Source organism: Streptomyces sp. NPDC040589 (assembly GCF_055594445.1).
Map to the genome: position 1 here is coordinate 274295 of NZ_JBVIWP010000003.1, position 17514 is coordinate 291808.

General features: G+C 71.1%; 15 protein-coding genes. 8 read left to right on the forward strand and 7 right to left on the reverse strand.

All coding sequences use genetic code 11. The features are described from left to right. Positions 1–305: 305 nt before the first annotated feature. Together ACZ58V_RS13800 and ACZ58V_RS13805 are read left to right on the forward strand one after the other, a co-directional pair. The gene (locus tag ACZ58V_RS13800) at positions 306–827 is read left to right on the forward strand and encodes a hypothetical protein (RefSeq protein ID WP_468190108.1); all 522 of its coding nucleotides are present in this window, start codon (positions 306–308) and stop codon (positions 825–827) included. 73 nt (positions 828–900) lie between these two features. Beyond that, positions 901–1353, forward strand: a complete 453-nt coding sequence (locus ACZ58V_RS13805; RefSeq protein WP_471290121.1) for a DUF6234 family protein — start codon at positions 901–903, stop codon at positions 1351–1353. Here ACZ58V_RS13805 and ACZ58V_RS13810 read toward each other — a convergent pair. The 5 genes from ACZ58V_RS13810 to ACZ58V_RS13830 all read right to left on the reverse strand — a co-directional run bounded on the left by ACZ58V_RS13810 (position 1329) and on the right by ACZ58V_RS13830 (position 7686). Further along, positions 1329–1898, reverse strand: a complete 570-nt coding sequence (locus ACZ58V_RS13810) for a Uma2 family endonuclease (RefSeq protein ID WP_471290123.1) — start codon at positions 1896–1898, stop codon at positions 1329–1331. The two genes, ACZ58V_RS13805 and ACZ58V_RS13810, sit on opposite strands and share 25 nt — an antisense overlap. A gap of 118 nt (positions 1899–2016) precedes the next feature. Continuing rightward, positions 2017–3177 carry an acyl-CoA dehydrogenase family protein gene (locus tag ACZ58V_RS13815; protein ID WP_471290124.1) on the reverse strand — a complete coding sequence of 387 codons (1161 nt, stop codon included), beginning with the start codon at positions 3175–3177 and terminating at the stop codon, positions 2017–2019. A 5-nt stretch (positions 3178–3182) separates the two neighbouring features. Continuing rightward, complete coding sequence (locus ACZ58V_RS13820) at positions 3183–4142, reverse strand: hydroxymethylglutaryl-CoA lyase (protein WP_471290125.1); 960 nt, start codon at positions 4140–4142, stop codon at positions 3183–3185. Next, complete coding sequence (locus tag ACZ58V_RS13825; protein WP_471290126.1) at positions 4142–6055, reverse strand: acetyl/propionyl/methylcrotonyl-CoA carboxylase subunit alpha; 1914 nt, start codon at positions 6053–6055, stop codon at positions 4142–4144. The genes ACZ58V_RS13820 and ACZ58V_RS13825 overlap by 1 nt, the downstream gene beginning before the upstream one ends. Before the next feature lie 14 nt (positions 6056–6069). Continuing rightward, positions 6070–7686: a carboxyl transferase domain-containing protein gene (locus ACZ58V_RS13830; protein WP_468190096.1), complete on the reverse strand. Its 1617-nt coding sequence runs from the start codon at positions 7684–7686 to the stop codon at positions 6070–6072. A gap of 87 nt (positions 7687–7773) precedes the next feature. On the opposite strand from ACZ58V_RS13830, the gene ACZ58V_RS13835 reads away from it, so the two are divergent. From ACZ58V_RS13835 to ACZ58V_RS13845, 3 genes are all read left to right on the forward strand, one after another. After that, positions 7774–8376 (forward strand): SACE_7040 family transcriptional regulator, encoded by a 603-nt coding sequence (locus ACZ58V_RS13835; RefSeq protein WP_189723825.1) that lies wholly within the window; start codon positions 7774–7776, stop codon positions 8374–8376. A gap of 154 nt (positions 8377–8530) precedes the next feature. After that, positions 8531–9688: an acyl-CoA dehydrogenase family protein gene (locus tag ACZ58V_RS13840; RefSeq protein WP_468190093.1), complete on the forward strand. Its 1158-nt coding sequence runs from the start codon at positions 8531–8533 to the stop codon at positions 9686–9688. A 35-nt stretch (positions 9689–9723) separates the two neighbouring features. After that, on the forward strand, positions 9724–10629 hold the full coding sequence (locus tag ACZ58V_RS13845) for an acyl-CoA thioesterase (protein WP_468190091.1): 906 nt from the start codon (positions 9724–9726) through the stop codon (positions 10627–10629). On the opposite strand, the gene ACZ58V_RS13850 is transcribed toward ACZ58V_RS13845, so the two are convergent. Beyond that, a complete protein-coding gene (locus ACZ58V_RS13850) occupies positions 10622–11410 on the reverse strand; it encodes a phosphatase (RefSeq protein ID WP_471290127.1) in 789 nt (262 codons plus the stop codon). The two genes, ACZ58V_RS13845 and ACZ58V_RS13850, sit on opposite strands and share 8 nt — an antisense overlap. A 93-nt stretch (positions 11411–11503) precedes the next feature. Beyond that, positions 11504–13114 carry a helix-turn-helix domain-containing protein gene (locus tag ACZ58V_RS13855; protein WP_471290129.1) on the reverse strand — a complete coding sequence of 537 codons (1611 nt, stop codon included), beginning with the start codon at positions 13112–13114 and terminating at the stop codon, positions 11504–11506. 144 nt (positions 13115–13258) lie between these two features. On the opposite strand from ACZ58V_RS13855, the gene ACZ58V_RS13860 reads away from it, so the two are divergent. From ACZ58V_RS13860 to ACZ58V_RS13870, 3 genes are read left to right on the forward strand one after another with little or no spacing between them, the layout of a single operon-like run. Beyond that, on the forward strand, positions 13259–14749 hold the full coding sequence (locus tag ACZ58V_RS13860; RefSeq protein WP_471290130.1) for a sodium:solute symporter family protein: 1491 nt from the start codon (positions 13259–13261) through the stop codon (positions 14747–14749). 56 nt (positions 14750–14805) lie between these two features. Beyond that, on the forward strand, positions 14806–15789 hold the full coding sequence (gene speB, locus ACZ58V_RS13865; RefSeq protein ID WP_468190083.1) for an agmatinase: 984 nt from the start codon (positions 14806–14808) through the stop codon (positions 15787–15789). Continuing rightward, the gene (locus ACZ58V_RS13870) at positions 15786–17471 is read left to right on the forward strand and encodes a thiamine pyrophosphate-binding protein (protein ID WP_471290131.1); all 1686 of its coding nucleotides are present in this window, start codon (positions 15786–15788) and stop codon (positions 17469–17471) included. Before speB ends, ACZ58V_RS13870 begins: the two co-directional genes overlap by 4 nt. The last annotated feature ends 43 nt before the right edge of the window (positions 17472–17514 follow it).

Consider the following 17514-nt stretch of genomic DNA (forward strand, 5'->3'; position numbering starts at 1 on the left):
ACGCGTGCAGTTGTGCGGCTGCGGTTGAGCGGTCGCTGAAGCCGTGCCCGGCGATGGGCCCTTGGTCGACCCGAAGGCCGCACCCTGTACTCCTTGCGAGTCTGGCGTGAAGATTATGTGTGGCACGCACGGTTACCGACTGGTACGTTCCAGGCGACCACCGAACCGAACATCGGTTCTCCATGCGCGCTTTCACGGGGGAATGCTGCGCCATGCCTTGGCGCCCGTCTCTATGCGACTCCCTGGAGCGCACCTTCACCGGCATGGGCCTGTAGTCCGGCCCAGCCGCGGAAAGGGACGCCATCATGAAGAAGTTTCTGTCCACCAGTGTCGCGGGCGGCGCCGCCGCCCTCGCACTTGTCGCCCTGGCCGCGGCGCCGGCCGCGGCCGGTACCGCCGATTCGGAGTTCGACGTGGTCTTCCCCGGCCAGAAGCCGCAGACCACGTATTACGTCGAGAACGCCGGGAACGTGTCCGGCAGCGTGACCGGCAAGTCGGTCGTGAGCTGGGGGATCATCGACGACCAGGTCGTCGACAACTCCAAGCGGTTCACCAGCTTCAAGATAACGACGCGGATCGAGGAGCGTCTGACCAAGACCAGCGGGGACCATGTCGTCACGTCGAAGACGTGCGACCTGACCAAGCTCGTCAACGACAACTACTCGTGGTTCGCGGAGGATCCCGCGAACACCTGCGTCGCGCCGTCCGCGGTGTACGACGGCGAGCTGTACTGGTCGACGGACGCGACGATCGTCTACGACATCGAGGGTGACGGCCGGGGCGCGGTGACCGAGGACCTCCTCGGTTCGCCTCTCATCCACGGCTGACATCCGCACACCGCCGGGCCCTGAGTACCCGTACTCCGGGCCCGGTCACGGCTCTCGAGGGAAACTGGTACCCATGACCGACCCCCTCTCCGGGGCCCCCGGCCTGCCGCGGTTCCGCGGGGACAACGTGCCGCCCCCGCGAACCGGGCGCCGGTGGCTGCCCCTGGCCGGGGACATCGCCCTGGCCGCGGGGCTGCTCGTCCTCGACGGCATCGGGGCCGTCGCGGCTTTCCTGCTCGGCATCGACTACAGCGGCTGGCAGCCGTTCGATCCCGGAGCGGACAACTCCGACATCACCCTCACCCCCAACTGGCTGTACGTGGGCATCGCCGGCGGCGTCATACTGCTGGCCGCGGCACTGCTGTTCCGGCTCCGCGCCATCGTCAGTGCCTGCCTGCAGGTGCTTGTCGGCATCGCCGTACTGGTCATCGCGGTGGCCGGTGCGCGGTTCGACGAACATCGCGGTGCCGGGGCCGGCGCGAACGCGCCGGGCTTGTCTGTCTATGGGGCTTCAGACCGGCCGTAGCGGCGGAAGGCCGTGGTTTCGACTGTCCAGGGGCCGAGCGGTACCGAGTCTCCGAAGATGTAAGGGTCCTTGCGGCTGTAGCGGTTCCTGTACGGGTCGGAGTGGACCTCGATGGTGCCGGTGCGGGGGTCGACGATCAGGTAGTGCGGGATGCCCATGGCGGGGTATTCGCTGAGCTTCTCGCCGTAGTCGTTGTTCGGGTTCGATGGTGAGACGATCTCGATGACGGCCAGGACCTGGGTCGCGTCGACCGCCAGACCCTCCTCGTCGAGTACGGACTCGGGGATGTCCGGGCGGCGCATGCGGCCGATCGCCGGGTGTTCGATCTCGGGGCCGTTGGCGCAGATGTAGCCCGGGTGGGTGCTGGCGAGCTGCTCGTCCAGCCGTCTGCAGATGCGGCGGACCGTTCCCTCGCGGCGCTTCGAGGGGCACATCATGCTCAGTATCGGACCCGACGGGCCGATCTCGACGCTCCAGGGCCCTTCCAGATGCTCGGCGTAGGCTCCGAGTTCCTCGGCGAGTGCGCGCATCCTCGCGTAGTCCATGGTCCAGGGTACTGAGGGCTTCCCCATGCGGTCGCCTGGTGACCCTGGGTGGGTGTTGCCCGTTCTCCCGTATCCGAAGGGCCTGCGTCATGGTCGGCGCAGGCCCCGGACCGGGTTCTCAGCCCGCCAGCCCCAGTTCGCGCGCGATCAGCATCCGCTGGACCTCGCTCGTGCCCTCGCCGATTTCGAGGATCTTGGAGTCGCGCCACATGCGGGCGACCGGGTACTCGTTCATGAAGCCGTAGCCACCGTGGATCTGGGTGGCCTCGCGGGCGTTGTCCACCGCCACGGTCGACGAGTGGAGCTTCGCGAGGGCCGCCTCCTTCTTGAAGGGCTCGCCCGCGATCAGGCGGGCTGCCGCGTCGCGCCAGGCGAGGCGGGACGTGTGGGCCTTCATCTCCATGTCGGCGATCTTGAACTGGATCGCCTGGTTGGCGGCGATGGGCTTGCCGAAGGCCCGGCGTTCCTTGGCGTACTTGACCGATTCGTCCACGCAGCCCTGTGCCAGGCCCGTAGCCAGGGCCGCGATGGCGATGCGGCCCTCGTCGAGGATGCGGAGGAACTGGGCGTAGCCGCGGCCCTCCTCGCCCAGGAGGTTGGCGGCCGGGACGCGGACGTCCGAGAAGGACAACTCGCGGGTGTCCGAGGCGTTCCAGCCGACCTTCGAGTACGGGGCCGCGACCGTGAAGCCGGGCGTGCCCGACGGGACGATGATCGAGGAGATGTGCGGTTTGCCGTCCGCCGACCGGCCGGTGACCGCCGTGACCGTCACCAGGCCCGTGATGTCGGTGCCCGAATTGGTGATGAAGCACTTCGTGCCGTTGATCACCCATTCGTTCGTGGAGGAGTCCAGGCGGGCCGTCGTACGGGTCGCGCCCGCGTCGCTGCCGCCGTCCGGTTCCGTCAGGCCGAACGCGCCCAGGAGTTCGCCCGAGCAGAGGCGGGGGAGCCACTCGCGCTTCTGGGCTTCCGTGCCGTAGCGGTAGACCGGCATCGCGCCGAGCGAGACACCGGCTTCCAGGGTGATCGCGACCGAGGAGTCGACCCTCGCCAATTCCTCCAGGGCCACGCCCAGCGCGAGGTAGTCGCCGCCCATGCCGCCGTACTCCTCGGGGAACGGCAGGCCGAACAGGCCCATGCGGCCCATCTCGCGGACGATCTCGTACGGGAACTCGTGCCGCTCGTAGAAGTCGCCGATCTTCGGCGCCACCACCTCGTGCGCGAACTCCTCGATGGTGCGGCGGAGTTCCTCCAGCTCGGGGGAGAGACGGTAATCCATCGTGATCAGTGCTCCTCGATGTCCACGAGGTCCTCGTGGGACAGGGCTCGGACGGTGCGGGACGGGCTGGGTCGGCCCAGGTGGGTGGCCATCCACGCGCTCGTGGCGACGAGGCGGCCGAGGTCGATTCCGGTGTCGATGCCGAGGCCCCGCAGCATCCACACGAGGTCTTCGGTGGCGAGGTTGCCGGTCGCCGACTTCGCGTACGGGCAGCCGCCCAGGCCGCCCGCGGAGGCGTCGACCGTCGTCACGCCCTGCTGGAGCGCCGCGAGCGTGTTGGCGAGGGCCTGGCCGTAGGTGTCGTGGAAGTGGACGGCGAGGGTGGTGGGCGGGATGCCCGCCTCGTCCAGTGCCGCGAGGAGGGCGACCACGTGGCCGGGGGTCGCCACTCCGATCGTGTCGCCCAGGCTCAGCTCGTCGCACCCCATGTCCATCAGGGCCTTGCAGACCTTCACCACCTGGGAGATCGGGACCGCGCCCTCCCAGGGATCGCCGAAGCACATGGAGAGGTAGCCGCGGACGTGGGCCCCCTCCGCCTTGGCGCGGGTGACGACCGGGTCGAACATCGCCAGTGCCTCGTCCACCGTGCGGTTGAGGTTGGCCTTGGCGAAGGACTCCGTGGCGCTGGCGAAGACCGCGACCCGGCGGGCGCCGAGCGCCAGGGCGCGGTCCAGGCCGCGTTCGTTCGGGACCAGGACCGGGAGGGCGGCGTCGAGGTCGCTCACCATCGGGAACAGCTGTTCCGCGTCCGCCAGTTGGGGGACCCACTTGGGGTGGACGAAGCTCGTCGCCTCGATCGTCGTCAGGCCCGCGGCGGCCAGGCGGTGGATGAACTCCGCCTTGACCTCCGTGGGGACCGTCGCCTTCTCGTTCTGCAGGCCGTCGCGGGCGCCTACCTCGTGGATGCGGACGCGGGTGGGGAGGTCCTCGGCCGGGACCGTCATCGGGAGACCGTGGGCTGTCATCACTCCGCCTCCTCGTGGGGTGCGATGACCGCCAGGACCTGGTCCATGGCGACCGTCGAGCCCGGCGCCACGTCCAGCTCCGTGACCTTGCCGGCGTGCGGGGCGGAGATGACGTGCTCCATCTTCATCGCCTCCACCACCAGCAGGCTCTGGCCCGCCGTCACCTCGTCGCCGACGGCGACCTTCACCACCGTCACCGTGCCGGGCATGGGCGCGGTGAGGGAGTCGGCGCCCGCGTGGGCCGCGCGGCTGAGCGACGCCGCCACCGGGTCGTGGTCGCGTACGTGCCAGGCGTCGCCGTCGCGGCCGAGCCAGTCGGCGGCGCGGTGGAAGGTGTGGCGGACGCCGTCCAGGGTGACCGAGACATGGTCGCCGGTGACCGCGGCGGTGCCGCGTGGGGTGTACTCCAGCGCCTCTTGCGCCCTCAGGTGGAAGGCCGGTGGCTTCGGCCGACCGCCCAGGCGCCAGCCGGACGGGACCGAGAAGGGGTCCGTCCAGCCGCCGGGTTCGGGTGTCAGGGCGTCCAGGCGTACGGCCGCCGCCGCCTCGTAGACCTCCTCCGGTACGTCCGTGGGGACCAGCCCCTCGACCTCGCGCTCGACCAGGCCGGTGTCCAGGTCGCCCGCGATGACCGCCGGGTGGGCGAGCAGGCGCCGCAGGAAGCCGGCGTTCGTCTGCACGCCGAGCGTGACCGTCTCCGCCAGGGCCGAGCGGAGTTTGCGCAGGGCGGTCGCGCGGTCGGGGCCGTACGCGATGACCTTGGAGAGCATCGGGTCGTAGAGGCTGCCGACCTCCGTGCCCTCGGTGAGGCCCGAGTCGGTGCGGACGCCGTCGCCTTGTGGTTCGCGCAGTCGCAGGACCGTGCCGCCGGAGGGGAGGAAGCCGCGGGCCGGGTCCTCGGCGCAGATACGGGCCTCCACAGCGTGGCCGGTGAGGCGGACGTCCTCCTGGGCGAAACCGAGAGGCTCGCCTGCCGCCACCCGCAGCTGCCATTCGACCAGGTCCAGGCCGGTGATCAGCTCGGTGACCGGGTGTTCCACCTGGAGGCGGGTGTTCATCTCCATGAAGTAGTACGAGGACGGGTCGCCGCCGTTGACGATGAACTCCACCGTGCCCGCGCCCCGGTAGCCGCAGGAGCGGGCCGCCTGGACCGCCGCCTCGCCCATCGCGGCACGCGTCTCCTCGTCGAGGAGGACGCTCGGGGCCTCTTCGATGATCTTCTGGTGGCGGCGCTGGAGGGAGCACTCGCGCTCCCCGAGGTGCACGACATGGCCGTCGGCGTCGGCCAGGACCTGGATCTCGATGTGCCGGGGGCGGTCGATCCAGCGCTCTACGAGGAGGGTGTCGTCGCCGAAGGAGGCGCGGGCCTCGCGGCGGGCCGAGGCGATCTCCTCCTCCAGTCGCGTCAGGTCCCGCACCAGGCGCATGCCCTTGCCGCCGCCGCCCGCGCTCGGCTTCAGCAGCACGGGCGCGCCCAGCTCGCGGGCCGCCTCGGCCAGGTCCGGGTCGCGTCCGCCGGGCACCACGGGGACTCCGGCGGCCATGACCGTCTCCTTGGCGCGGATCTTGTCGCCCATGAGGGAGATCGCGTCCGCCGGAGGGCCGATGAAGACCAGGCCGGCCTCGGTGCACGCCCGCGCGAAGGCGGCGTTCTCGGCGAGGAAGCCGTAGCCGGGGTGGACCGCCTGGGCGCCGGTGCGGGCGGCGGCCTCCAGGAGGCGCTCCGCCGACAGATAGCTCTCGGACGCCGGGGCCGGTCCGATCCGGACCGCCGTGTCCGCCTCGCGGACGTGCCGGGCGTCGGCGTCCGCGTCGGAGAAGACGGCCACCGAGCGCACGCCCATCGACCGCAGCGTACGGATGACGCGTACGGCGATCTCGCCCCGGTTGGCCACAAGCACTGTCTCGAACATCGTCGTCCGTCCCCTCACATCCGGAAGACGCCGAACTGGGGGTCACCCAGGGGCGCGTTGGCGCACGCGGTCAGGGCCAGGCCCAGGACCTGACGGGTGTCCAGCGGGTCGATCACGCCGTCGTCCCAGAGGCGGGCCGTCGCGTAGTAGGCGCTGCCCTGCCGCTCGTACTGGGCGCGGATCGGGGCCTTGAAGGCGTCCTCGTCCGCCGCAGGCCAGGACTCGCCGCGCGCCTCAAGCTGGTCGCGCTTGACGGTCGCGAGGACCGAGGCGGCCTGCTCGCCGCCCATGACGGAGATCTTGGCGTTGGGCCACATCCACAGGAAGCGGGGGGAGTACGCCCGGCCGCACATGGAGTAGTTCCCCGCTCCGTAGGAGCCGCCCACGACGACCGTCAGTTTCGGTACGCGGGTGCAGGCCACCGCCGTGACCATCTTGGCGCCGTGCTTGGCGATGCCGCCCGCCTCGTAGTCCTTGCCGACCATGAAGCCGGAGATGTTCTGGAGGAAGACGAGGGGGATGCCGCGCTGGTCGCACAGCTCGATGAAGTGGGCGCCCTTCTGGGCGGACTCGGAGAACAGGATGCCGTTGTTGGCGACGATGCCCACCGGGTGGCCGTGGATCCGGGCGAAGCCGGTGACCAGCGTCTGGCCGAACTCGGACTTGAACTCGGCGAACCGGGAGCCGTCGACGACCCGGGCGATGATCTCCCGTACGTCGTACGGCGTGCGGGAGTCGACCGGGACCGCGCCGTAGAGGCTGTGCGGGTCGACCTTGGGTTCCGTCGCCTCCGTGACCTCCCAGGGGAGCGTCCCGCGCGCGGGGAGGGTGGAGACGATGGTGCGGACGATGCGCAGGGCGTGCGCGTCGTTCTCCGCGAGGTGGTCGGTGACGCCCGAGACACGGGAGTGGACCTCGCCGCCGCCCAGCTCCTCCGCCGTGACGACCTCGCCGGTGGCCGCCTTCACCAGGGGCGGCCCGCCCAGGAAGATCGTGCCCTGGTCGCGGACGATCACCGCCTCGTCGCTCATCGCCGGGACGTACGCCCCGCCGGCCGTGCAGGAGCCGAGGACAGCGGCGATCTGGGGGATGCCGGCGCCGGACATACGGGCCTGGTTGTAGAAGATCCGGCCGAAGTGGTCGCGGTCGGGGAAGACCTCGTCCTGCATGGGGAGGAACGCGCCGCCGGAGTCCACGAGGTAGACACAGGGGAGGCGGTTGTCGAGGGCGACCTCCTGGGCGCGGAGGTGCTTCTTGACCGTCATCGGGTAGTACGTGCCGCCCTTGACCGTGGCGTCGTTGGCGATGATCACCGTTTCGCGGCCGCTGACCCGGCCGATGCCGGCGATGACACCGGCGGCCGGGGCCTGGTCCTCGTACATCCCGTCGGCCGCGAGCGGGGCCAGCTCCAGGAACGGTGAGCCCGGGTCGAGGAGGGTGTCGACGCGGTCGCGGGGGAGCAGTTTGCCGCGCGCGGTGTGGCGGGCGCGGGACTTCTCGCCGCCGCCCTGGGCGGCTGTGGCCAGCTTGGCGCGCAACTCGTCGACGAGGATGCGGTGGGCCTCCTCGTTGGCCCGAAAGGGCTCCGACGCGGGGTCTGCCGCGGTCGTGAGCTCCGGTGCCTCGTGCATCCTGCGGGTCCCCTCACCTTGTTAATGAGCGTTAACGCATTTCCTTCAGGTTAACGACCGCTAACCTCCCTGTCTAGAATTGTTTTCATGGCAACCAGGACCGACGCACCCACCCGCCGCGAGCAGATCCTCAAGGAGGCCGCCCGGCTGTTCGCCGAGCGGGGCTTCCATGGGGTCGGAGTCGACGAGATAGGCGCCGCGGTGGGGATCAGCGGGCCCGGGCTGTACCGGCACTTCGCGGGCAAGGACGCGATGCTCGCGGAGCTGCTGGTGGGGATCAGCGGGCAGTTGCTGACCGGGGCGAAGCGGCGGTTGTCGGAGGCGGAGGCGGACGGGGGTGTGGGGGCGGGGGTGGTCCTCGACTCGCTGATCGAGGGGCATATCGACTTCGCGCTCGACGACCGTCCACTGATCACCCTGCACGACCGGGAGCTGGACCGCCTCCGGGACAGTGACCGGAAGATGGTGCGGCAGTTGCAGCGGCAGTACGTGGAGCTGTGGGTGGGGGTGGTGCGGCAGGTGTATCCCGGGTTGGGGGAGCCCGCTGCGCGGTCGGCCGTGCATTCGGTGTTCGGGTTGCTGAACTCGACGCCGCATCTGGGGAGGGCCGGGGCGCTGGCCGGGCGGGGGGCTGTGGCCGAGTTGCTGCATCGGATGGCGCGGGGGGCGTTTGCGGCGGCGGAGGGGTAGGGGGTCGGGGGCCTCGGCTTCGCTCACCCGCGTGCCACGCCCCCCGCCACCGTGACGAGCGTTACCCCGCCTCCACCCTGGACGGTCGTTGATACTCGCCGGTATCTTGATATGAGCAAGCGCTTAGACATACGAGGTCCGTGGAGGTGGCGGCGTGCGCCGTACGGTGTTCAACGAGGATCACGAGGCGTTCCGGGAGACCATCCGCGCCTTCATCGAGGCCGAGGTCGTGCCGGTGTACGACGAGTGGTTCGCTGCCGGCCAGGCGCCGCGCGACTTCTACTACAAGCTCGGCGACCTGGGCATCTTCGGCATCAACGTGCCGGAGGAGTTCGGCGGCGCGGGCCTGGAGAGCTACAAGTTCGAGGCCGTGATGTACGAGGAGACCGCTCGCGCCGGTGTCCAGTTCGGCGGCTCCGGCGTCCACGTCCTGCTGGGCCTGCCGTACATCAAGCTGCTCGCCACCGACGAGCAGAAGAAGCGGTACCTGCCGAAGTTCGTCTCCGGCGAGGAGATGTGGGCCATCGCGATGACCGAGCCGGGCACCGGCTCCGACCTCGCGGGCATGAAGACCACCGCCAAGCTCTCCGAGGACGGCACGCACTACGTCCTCAACGGCGCCAAGACCTTCATCACCGGCGGCGTGCACGCCGACCGCATGATCGTCTGCGCCCGCACCTCCGCGCCCACCGCCGAGGACCGCCGCCACGGCATCTCCCTCTTCGTCGTGGACACCAAGGCCGAGGGCTACTCGGTCGGCCGCAAGCTCGACAAGCTCGGCCTGAAGACCTCCGACACCGCCGAGCTGGCGTTCGTCGACGTCAAGGTCCCCGTCGAGGACCTCCTCGGCGAGGAGAACAAGGGCTTCTACTACCTGGGCCACAACCTGGCCTCCGAGCGCTGGGGCATCGCCTTCGGCGCCTACGCCCAGGCCAAGGCCGCCGTGCGGTTCGCCAAGCAGTACGTGCAGGACCGCACCGTCTTCGGCAAGACGGTCGCGTCCTTCCAGAACACCAAGTTCGAGCTGGCCGCCTGCCAGGCCGAGGTGGACGCCGCCGAGGCCGTCGTCGACCGCGCCACCGAAGCCCTGGACGCCGGTGAACTCACCCCCGCCGAGGCCGCCTCCGCCAAGCTGTTCTGCACCGAGGTCGCCCACCGCGTCATCGACCGCTGCCTCCAGCTGCACGGCGGCTACGGCTTCATGAACGAGTACCCGATCGCCCGCCTGTACGCGGACAACCGCGTCAACCGCATCTACGGCGGCACCAGCGAGATCATGAAGTCGATCATCGCGAAGGACATGGGCCTGTAAACCGACTGTCGTCATCGGCCGGTACAACAGTTCTCATGAGCCAGGCACTTCAAGATCTCCTCGATCTGCTCGACCTCGAGCAGATCGAGGAGAACATCTTCCGCGGCCGGTCCCGGTCCGCCGTCGTTCCCCGGGTCTTCGGCGGGCAGGTCGCGGCGCAGGCGCTCGTCGCCGCCGGGCGTACGGTCCCCGAGGACCGGCCCGCGCACTCCCTGCACGCGTACTTCCTGCGCCCCGGGGATCCCGGCGCGCCCATCGTCTACACCGTCGACCGGATCCGCGACGGCCGCTCCTTCACCACCCGCCGGGTGGTCGCCGTCCAGCACGGCAAGCCGATCTTCCATCTCTCGGCGTCGTTCCAGGTGTACGAGGACGGCCTGGACCATCAGGAGCCGATGCCGGCCGCGCCCGATCCCGCCACGCTCCCCACCGGTGAGGAACGGCTGCGCGGGTACGGCCATATCGACCCGGCCGTGGTGGAGAAGTTCGCGGAGGCGCGGGCGGCCGTCGATCTGCGGTACGTCGAGGAGCCGCCGTACGGGAAGTTCGGCGAGCCGCGCGAACCGCACTCGCAGGTGTGGTTCCGGACCAACGGCAAGCTGGGCGGCGCGGTCGACGAGCCGCTGCTGCACGTCGTCCTCGCCACCTACGTCTCCGACATGACGCTGCTCGACTCCGTGCTGCTCGCGCACGGGCGGGGCGGCTGGGCCGTCGGTGACGTGGTCGGGGCCTCGCTGGACCACGCGATGTGGTTCCACCGGCCGTTCCGGGCGGACGAGTGGCTGCTCTACGACCAGGAGTCCCCGTCCGCGTACGGCGGCCGGGGACTGGGACAGGCTCGTATCTACACGCAGGACGGGCGGCTGGCCATCTCCGTGATCCAGGAGGGCGTGGTCCGCGTCCCGCGCGACCAGGGCGCTCAGGCCCCGTCGTCTAGCTGAGGCCGGCCTCCGCCAGCAGGTACGCCGTCATCGGGTCGTAGTGGCGCGGGCTGACCACGTGGTCGTCGAGGGGCACCGTCACCTGCACGGTGCCCTCGGCCTCGGCGATGAACAGGGCCGGGTCGTTGCAGTCGGCGTAGCCGACGGAGTCGACGCCGTGCTGGCCCGCGTAGCCCGCCCAGCCGTGGTCGGCGACGACCAGGTCGGGAAGGGGGCGGCCCTCGCGTTCCATGGCGGTCAGGATCGCCTTCATCGGCTCGCCCGAGTGGGTGTGCCAGAGGGTGGCGCCGTGCTCCAGCACCGCCACGCTCGCGAACTGCATGACGTAGCCCTCCTCCGTCGTCAGGCCCTCCGGGATGACGACGATCTCGCAGCCCGCCGCGCGCAGCGCCGCCGCGGTCGAGCTGTGCACGTCCAGCAGGCCGCCGGGGTGGCCGGTGGCGAACAGCACCCGCTGCCGCCCGTCCGCCGCCTTGCGCAGCCGCCCGGCCATGCGTTCGAGCCCGGCGACGGTCAGCTCCGGGTCGATGGTGTCCTGGCCGTACCGGTGCTCGGGATCGTCGTTCACGCCCACCCGTTCCGCCATCACCGCGAGGACGTCCTGCTCGTCGGTCCAGCGGGCGCCGAGTTCCAGGCCGAGCCAGTAGTGGCGGTCGTTGTTCGCCAGCTTGCGGTAGTGGGAGAGGTTGTTCTCGCGGGGGGTGGCGACGTCGCCCGCGATGCGCGTCCTGACGAGATGGTCGACGAGTTCGGCGCGGCTGGGTGTCCCGGGTATCGGCATGCCAACCATTGTGGAGCAGCCGCCTGTGGGCGTCCCTGGCGTATCGAACGCTGGGACGTGCGTCACGTACTCAGAAGGGCCCCGCTCACATACTCAGATGTGCCGTAGCGCGAACCAGAGTTCCATCCGTACGTCCGGGTCCTCGAGGTCCGTCTCCAGCAGTGTCGCGCACCGGGTGACGCGCTGCCGCACGGTGTTGCGGTGCACGGACAGGGCGACGGCCGTGCGATCCCAACTGCCGTGCAGGGACAGCCAGGTGCGCAGGGTCTCGGTGAGCGCGGGGTGTGCCGTGACGGGGGCGAGGAGGGCGCGGGCGTGGGCCGTCGCCTCGTCGGGCGGGACCAGGTCGGCGAGGGCGGGGCGCGGGGCCTGCCGCAGCAGCGGGGTCCGGGTGGCGCGGGCCCGGGCCAGGGCGCGGGCGGCCTGGGTGTCGGCGGCGGGCCAGTCGTGCGGGGCGACGGCGGCGCTGACGCCCAGGGTCCAGCCGGGCAGCGGGGCCGGTGCCCGGTCGGCCGGGACCAGGACCCTCACGACGTCACCCGCCTGATCGACCAGGGCGGAACCGAGCGCGGCACCCAGCGCGGAGGCCGCGACGGCGTCCGGAGCGCCCTCCCCGTCCGGCCGGGCATGCACGACGACCCACCGCTGAGCACCGAGCAGCGGCGCGACCTCCTCGGGCGGCGCGCCCAGCAGCAGCCGCACCAGCGCCGAGGAACGAGCGGCACCGGTGCCGCTCTGCTGCTCGCCGGTGAGGAGGGAGAGAAGCACGGCCGCGACGGACACGACCGTGTGATCCCCCGGCGCCCGCTGCGGGGTCGCGATCCCGAGCACGAACCCGTGCCCGGCGCCGAGGGCGTAGGCGGCGAGGTGGGTGCCGGCGGTGGTGTCGGTGGCGGAGGTGGGGGCGGAGCGGCCGGTGTCGCTGGGTGGCTGATGGCCGGCCGGTGTGGCAGGTCCGTGGGGTGAGCGGGAGGCTGCCGCCTCGGGTTCACCTGGCCGGGGCCCGGTTGAATGCCCGCGCGATGCGGAGCCGGTCCGCGACGCCGCACCCGCCGGAGGCGCCGGCCGCACCACCCCCGCCAAGGCCGCCAGTGCCGATGCCGCCTCCTCCCCGGGCCTCCGCCCCGCCCCCGCGATCTCCGCGCCCTCCGGGCCGTACAGCACCGCCCAGCCGCCCAGTCGCTGGGCGAGCTGGCGGAGGACCGAGGGGACCGGGTCGGGGCGGGAGGCGGCGGAGGCGAGGCTCTGCTGGGCCTCTGTGACGCGGCGGAGTTCGGCCAGGCGGGACTGGGCCATCAGCTGCCAGACCGCGCGGGCCACGCCCGAGAAGGTGGTCTGCGGCGGCACCTCCAGCAACGGCAGGCCGTGTGTCTCGCAGGCCGCGACCAGCGCCCTCGGCACCGTGTCGTGCACCGGCGCCACCCCGAAGCCGAGGGCCGCGCCGCCCGCCGCCACGATCCGGGACACGTAGTCGTCGAAGTACGTCCCGGAGCCCGCCGCCTCCGGGATGTGCACACCCGCCGTGAGCAGCAGCTCCCCGCCCAGCAGATACGGGTACGGGTCCGCCATCTCCGAGGTGTGCACCCAGTGGACGACCGTCCCGGGGTCCTCCGGACCGGCGATCCGGCTCAGGGAGAGGTCCTCTCTGGCCAGGAGGGACGTGAGGAGTACGGGGGGTGTCGGGGGGACCGCCGGGTCCGGCATGGTGTGCGTTCCCTCCAGCCAAGGCCGCTCGAATAGATGAAACGTACACTTCGCAGTCGCTTTCCGGCCACCTAGTGTCAGTCCTCGTCAACCTCGTCCCCCGCGACCGAGCCCTGCGCCCTGTGCGTGCGCGAAGGAGGCCCCATGGCCGTCGACTACCTCGTGATCGTCGTCTACCTGGCCGGAATGCTGGCCATGGGCTGGTGGGGCATGCGCCGCGCCCGCTCCAAGAGCGAGTTCCTGGTGGCGGGCCGCCGGCTCGGCCCGGCCATGTACTCCGGCACCATGGCGGCGATCGTCCTCGGCGGCGCCTCCACCATCGGCGGTGTGGGGCTCGGCTACCAGTACGGCCTCTCCGGCGCCTGGATGGTCTTCACCATCGGCCTCGGCCTGCTCGCCCTGTCCGTCTTCTTCTCCGCCCGCATCGCCCGGCTGAAGGTCTACACCGTCTCCGAGATGCTCGACCTGCGCTACGGCGGCCGGGCCGGGGTGATCTCCGGCGTCGTCATGTGGGCGTACACCCTGATGCTCGCGGTGACCTCGACCATCGCGTACGCCACGATCTTCGACGTCCTGTTCGACATGAACCGCGCGCTCGCGATCGTCCTCGGCGGCTCGATCGTCGTCGCGTACTCCACCCTCGGCGGGATGTGGTCGATCACCCTGACGGACATGGTGCAGTTCGTCGTGAAGACCATCGGCGTGCTGCTCCTGCTGCTGCCGATCGCCGTGGTGAAGGCCGGCGGGTTCAGCGAGATGAAGGCCCAGCTGCCCACCGAGTACTTCGACCCCCTCGGCATCGGCGGCGAGACGATCTTCACCTACGTGCTGATCTACACCTTCGGCATGCTCATCGGGCAGGACATCTGGCAGCGCGTCTTCACCGCCCGCAGCGACACGACCGCCAAGTGGGGCGGAACCGTCGCCGGCACCTACTGCCTCGCGTACGCCCTCGCCGGCGCGGTCATCGGTACGGCGGCCAAGGTGCTGTACCCGAAGCTCGGCAGCCCGGACGACGCCTTCGCGACGATCGTGAAGGAGGAACTGCCCGTCGGAGTGCGCGGGCTGGTGCTGGCCGCCGCCCTGGCCGCCGTGATGTCGACGTCCTCCGGCGCGCTGATCGCCTGCGCCACCGTCGCCAACAACGACATCTGGTCCCGGCTGCGGGGCATGGTCAAGGCACCGGCCGAACATGCCGAGAACGCGGACGACCACGACGAGGTGAGGGGTAACCGCGTCTTCATCCTGATCATGGGGCTCGCGGTCATCTGCACGGCCATCGCCATCGACAACGTCGTGGAGGCGCTGACCGTCGCCTACAACCTCCTCGTCGGCGGTCTGCTCGTGCCGATCCTCGGCGGCCTGGTGTGGAAGCGGGGCACGGTCCACGGCGCTCTCGCCTCGGTCGTGGTCGGCGGACTCGCGGTCGTCGGCCTGATGGCGACGTACGGCATCCTCGCCAACGAGCCCGTCTACTACGGTCTGCTCGCCTCGCTCGCCGCCTATCTGGTCGTCTCCTTCGCCACCCCGGCCACCGACGCCGCCGTCCTCGCCGCCTGGCGCGAGCGGCTCGCGGGACGGGCATCCGAACCCGAGTCCGAACTCGCGTCCGAACCGGCCGCGACTCCCCGGTAAGGTCATAAGGCAAGCGGTACATACGCGATGAAGCGTAGGAAAGAAGGCATTTCTTCATGAGCAGCAACGAGACTCCCCGCGGGCCCGTCGACTCCTCCCGCGTTCCGCGGTACGCGGGCCCCGCGACCTTCGCCCGGCTGCCCCGGCTGGACGAGGTCGGCGGACGGGCCGATGTCGCCGTGGTGGGCGTGCCGTTCGACTCTGGTGTCTCGTACCGGCCGGGCGCCCGCTTCGGCGGCAACGCGATCCGGGAGGCGTCCCGGCTGCTGCGCCCGTACAACCCGGCGCAGGACGCATCGCCCTTCGCCCTCGCGCAGGTCGCGGACGCCGGTGACATCGCCGCCAACCCGTTCAACATCAACGAGGCGGTGGAGACGGTCGAGGCGGCGGCGGACGACCTGCTGGACACCGGCGCCCGTCTGATGACCCTCGGTGGCGACCACACCATCGCGCTGCCCCTGCTGCGGTCGGTGGCGAAGAAGCACGGCCCGGTGGCCCTGCTCCACTTCGACGCCCACCTCGACACCTGGGACACCTACTTCGGCGCCGAGTACACGCACGGAACCCCCTTCCGGCGCGCGGTGGAGGAGGGCATCCTCGACACCTCCGCCCTCTCCCACGTCGGCACCCGCGGCCCGCTCTACGGCAAGCAGGACCTGACCGACGACGAGAAGATGGGCTTCGGCATCGTCACCTCGGCGGACGTCTACCGGCGCGGCGCCGACGAGGTCGCCGACCAGCTCCGCCAGCGCATCGGCGACCGGCCGCTGTACATCTCCATCGACATCGACTGCCTCGACCCGGCCCACGCGCCCGGCACGGGCACGCCCGAGGCCGGCGGCATGACCTCGCGCGAACTGCTGGAGATCCTGCGCGGGCTGTCGTCCTGCAACCTGGTCTCCGCCGACGTCGTCGAGGTGGCCCCCGCGTACGATCACGCCGAGATCACGTCGGTGGCCGCGTCCCACACGGCCTACGAACTGACCACGATCATGTCCCGCCAGATCGCCGCGGCCCGGAAGGACTCGGAAGCGAAGTGACTCACGACCACGACCTGGTACTCCGCCCGACGCCCGCCCAGACGGAGGCCGCCCTCAACCCGCCACCCGGCCGCAACGGCGGAGACCTGGTCGTGGAGACGCTGGCCGGGCTGGGCGCGACGACCGTCTTCGGTCTGCCCGGCCAGCACGCGCTCGGCATGTTCGACGCCCTGCGCCGCTCGGACCTCAGGTACATCGGCCTGCGGGTGGAGAACAACGCCGGGTTCGCCGCGGACGCCTACGGCCGGATCACGGGCGAGGCCGCGCCCCTGCTGCTGTCGACGGGACCGGGTGCCCTGACCTCCCTGGCCGCGCTCCAGGAGGCGGCAGCGGCCTCCGCGCCCGTGCTGGCGATCGGCAGCCAGATCCCCAGCGCCGGCCTGGGCGGCGGCCGGCACGGCTATCTGCACGAACTGCCCGACCAGTCCGCCTCGTTCCGGGGCGTGGTCAAGTCGGTCCACACCGTCCGCACCCAGTCGCAGATCCCGTCCGCCATCGAGGCGGCCTGGAAGTCGGCACTGACCGCCCCGCACGGCCCGGTGTGGGTGGAGATCCCGCAGGACGTACTGCTCGCGCCGACGGTGATCCCGGTGGTGACGGGCGGCGACGCCTTCCCCGAGGACCTGCCGCCGCGCCCCGAACTGACCGCCGTGGCGGCCCACTTGCTGTCTCGTGCCGAACGCCCGGCGATCATCGCGGGCGGGGGAGTCGTACGGGCGGACGCCTCCGGCAAGCTGAGGCAACTGGCGGAGCTGGTCCAGGCGCCGGTCGTCACGACCCCCGGCGGCAAGGGCGCCTTCCCCTGGAAGCACCCGCTGTCGCTCCAGTCCTGGATCGAGGACCGGCACACCACGGACTTCCTGGAGGACGCGGACGTCCTCCTGGTGGTCGGCTCGGGACTCGGGGAACTCTCCTCGAACTACCACACGTTCAAGCCGCGCGGCCGAGTGATCCAGATCGAGGCCGACCTCGGCAAGCTGGAGTCCAACCACCCGGCCCTGGGCGTTCACGCGGACGCCCGCCTCGCGCTGCAGGCGCTGCTGGAGACGGTGTCCGAACGCCGGGACCCGGACGCTCCGGAGCGCGTACGCGAGGTGCTCGGGAAGGTCGCCGAGCGCATCGCCTCCCAGGAACTCACCCTGGAGCAGGACGTGCTGGCGTCCGTCCGCAGGGCGCTGCCCGCCGACTCCCCGTCCTTCTGGGACATGACGATCCTCGCGTACTGGGCCTGGTCGGCGTTCGACGCCAAGGGCCCCAACCACATGCACTCCGCGCAGGGCGCGGGCGGCCTCGGCTACGGCTTCCCGGCGGCACTCGGCGCCGCGGCGGCCGACCCGACCCGGCCGGTCCTCGCGGTCTCCGGCGACGGCGGCGCCCTGTACTCGATCGCCGAGCTGGCGACGGCCCGCCAGTACGACCTGAACGTCACCTGGCTGATCGTCGACGACGGCGGCTACGGCATCCTGCGCGAGTACATGAGCGACGCGTTCGGCGAGGCGACCGCGACGGAACTGACCCGGCCCGACTATGTGGCACTGGCGGAGTCCTTCGGCGTCCCCGGGGTCCGTACGACCCCGGAGACCCTGGAGCAGGATCTCGCGAAGGCACTCGGGGCGCCCGGTCCCTCGGTGGTCCTGCTCCCGGCCGTGCTGCGGATGTTCGCGCCGACGCATCTGGACTGAGCTGCGGCCGGACCGGCCGGGTCGTGTTCTCTCGTTCCTCACA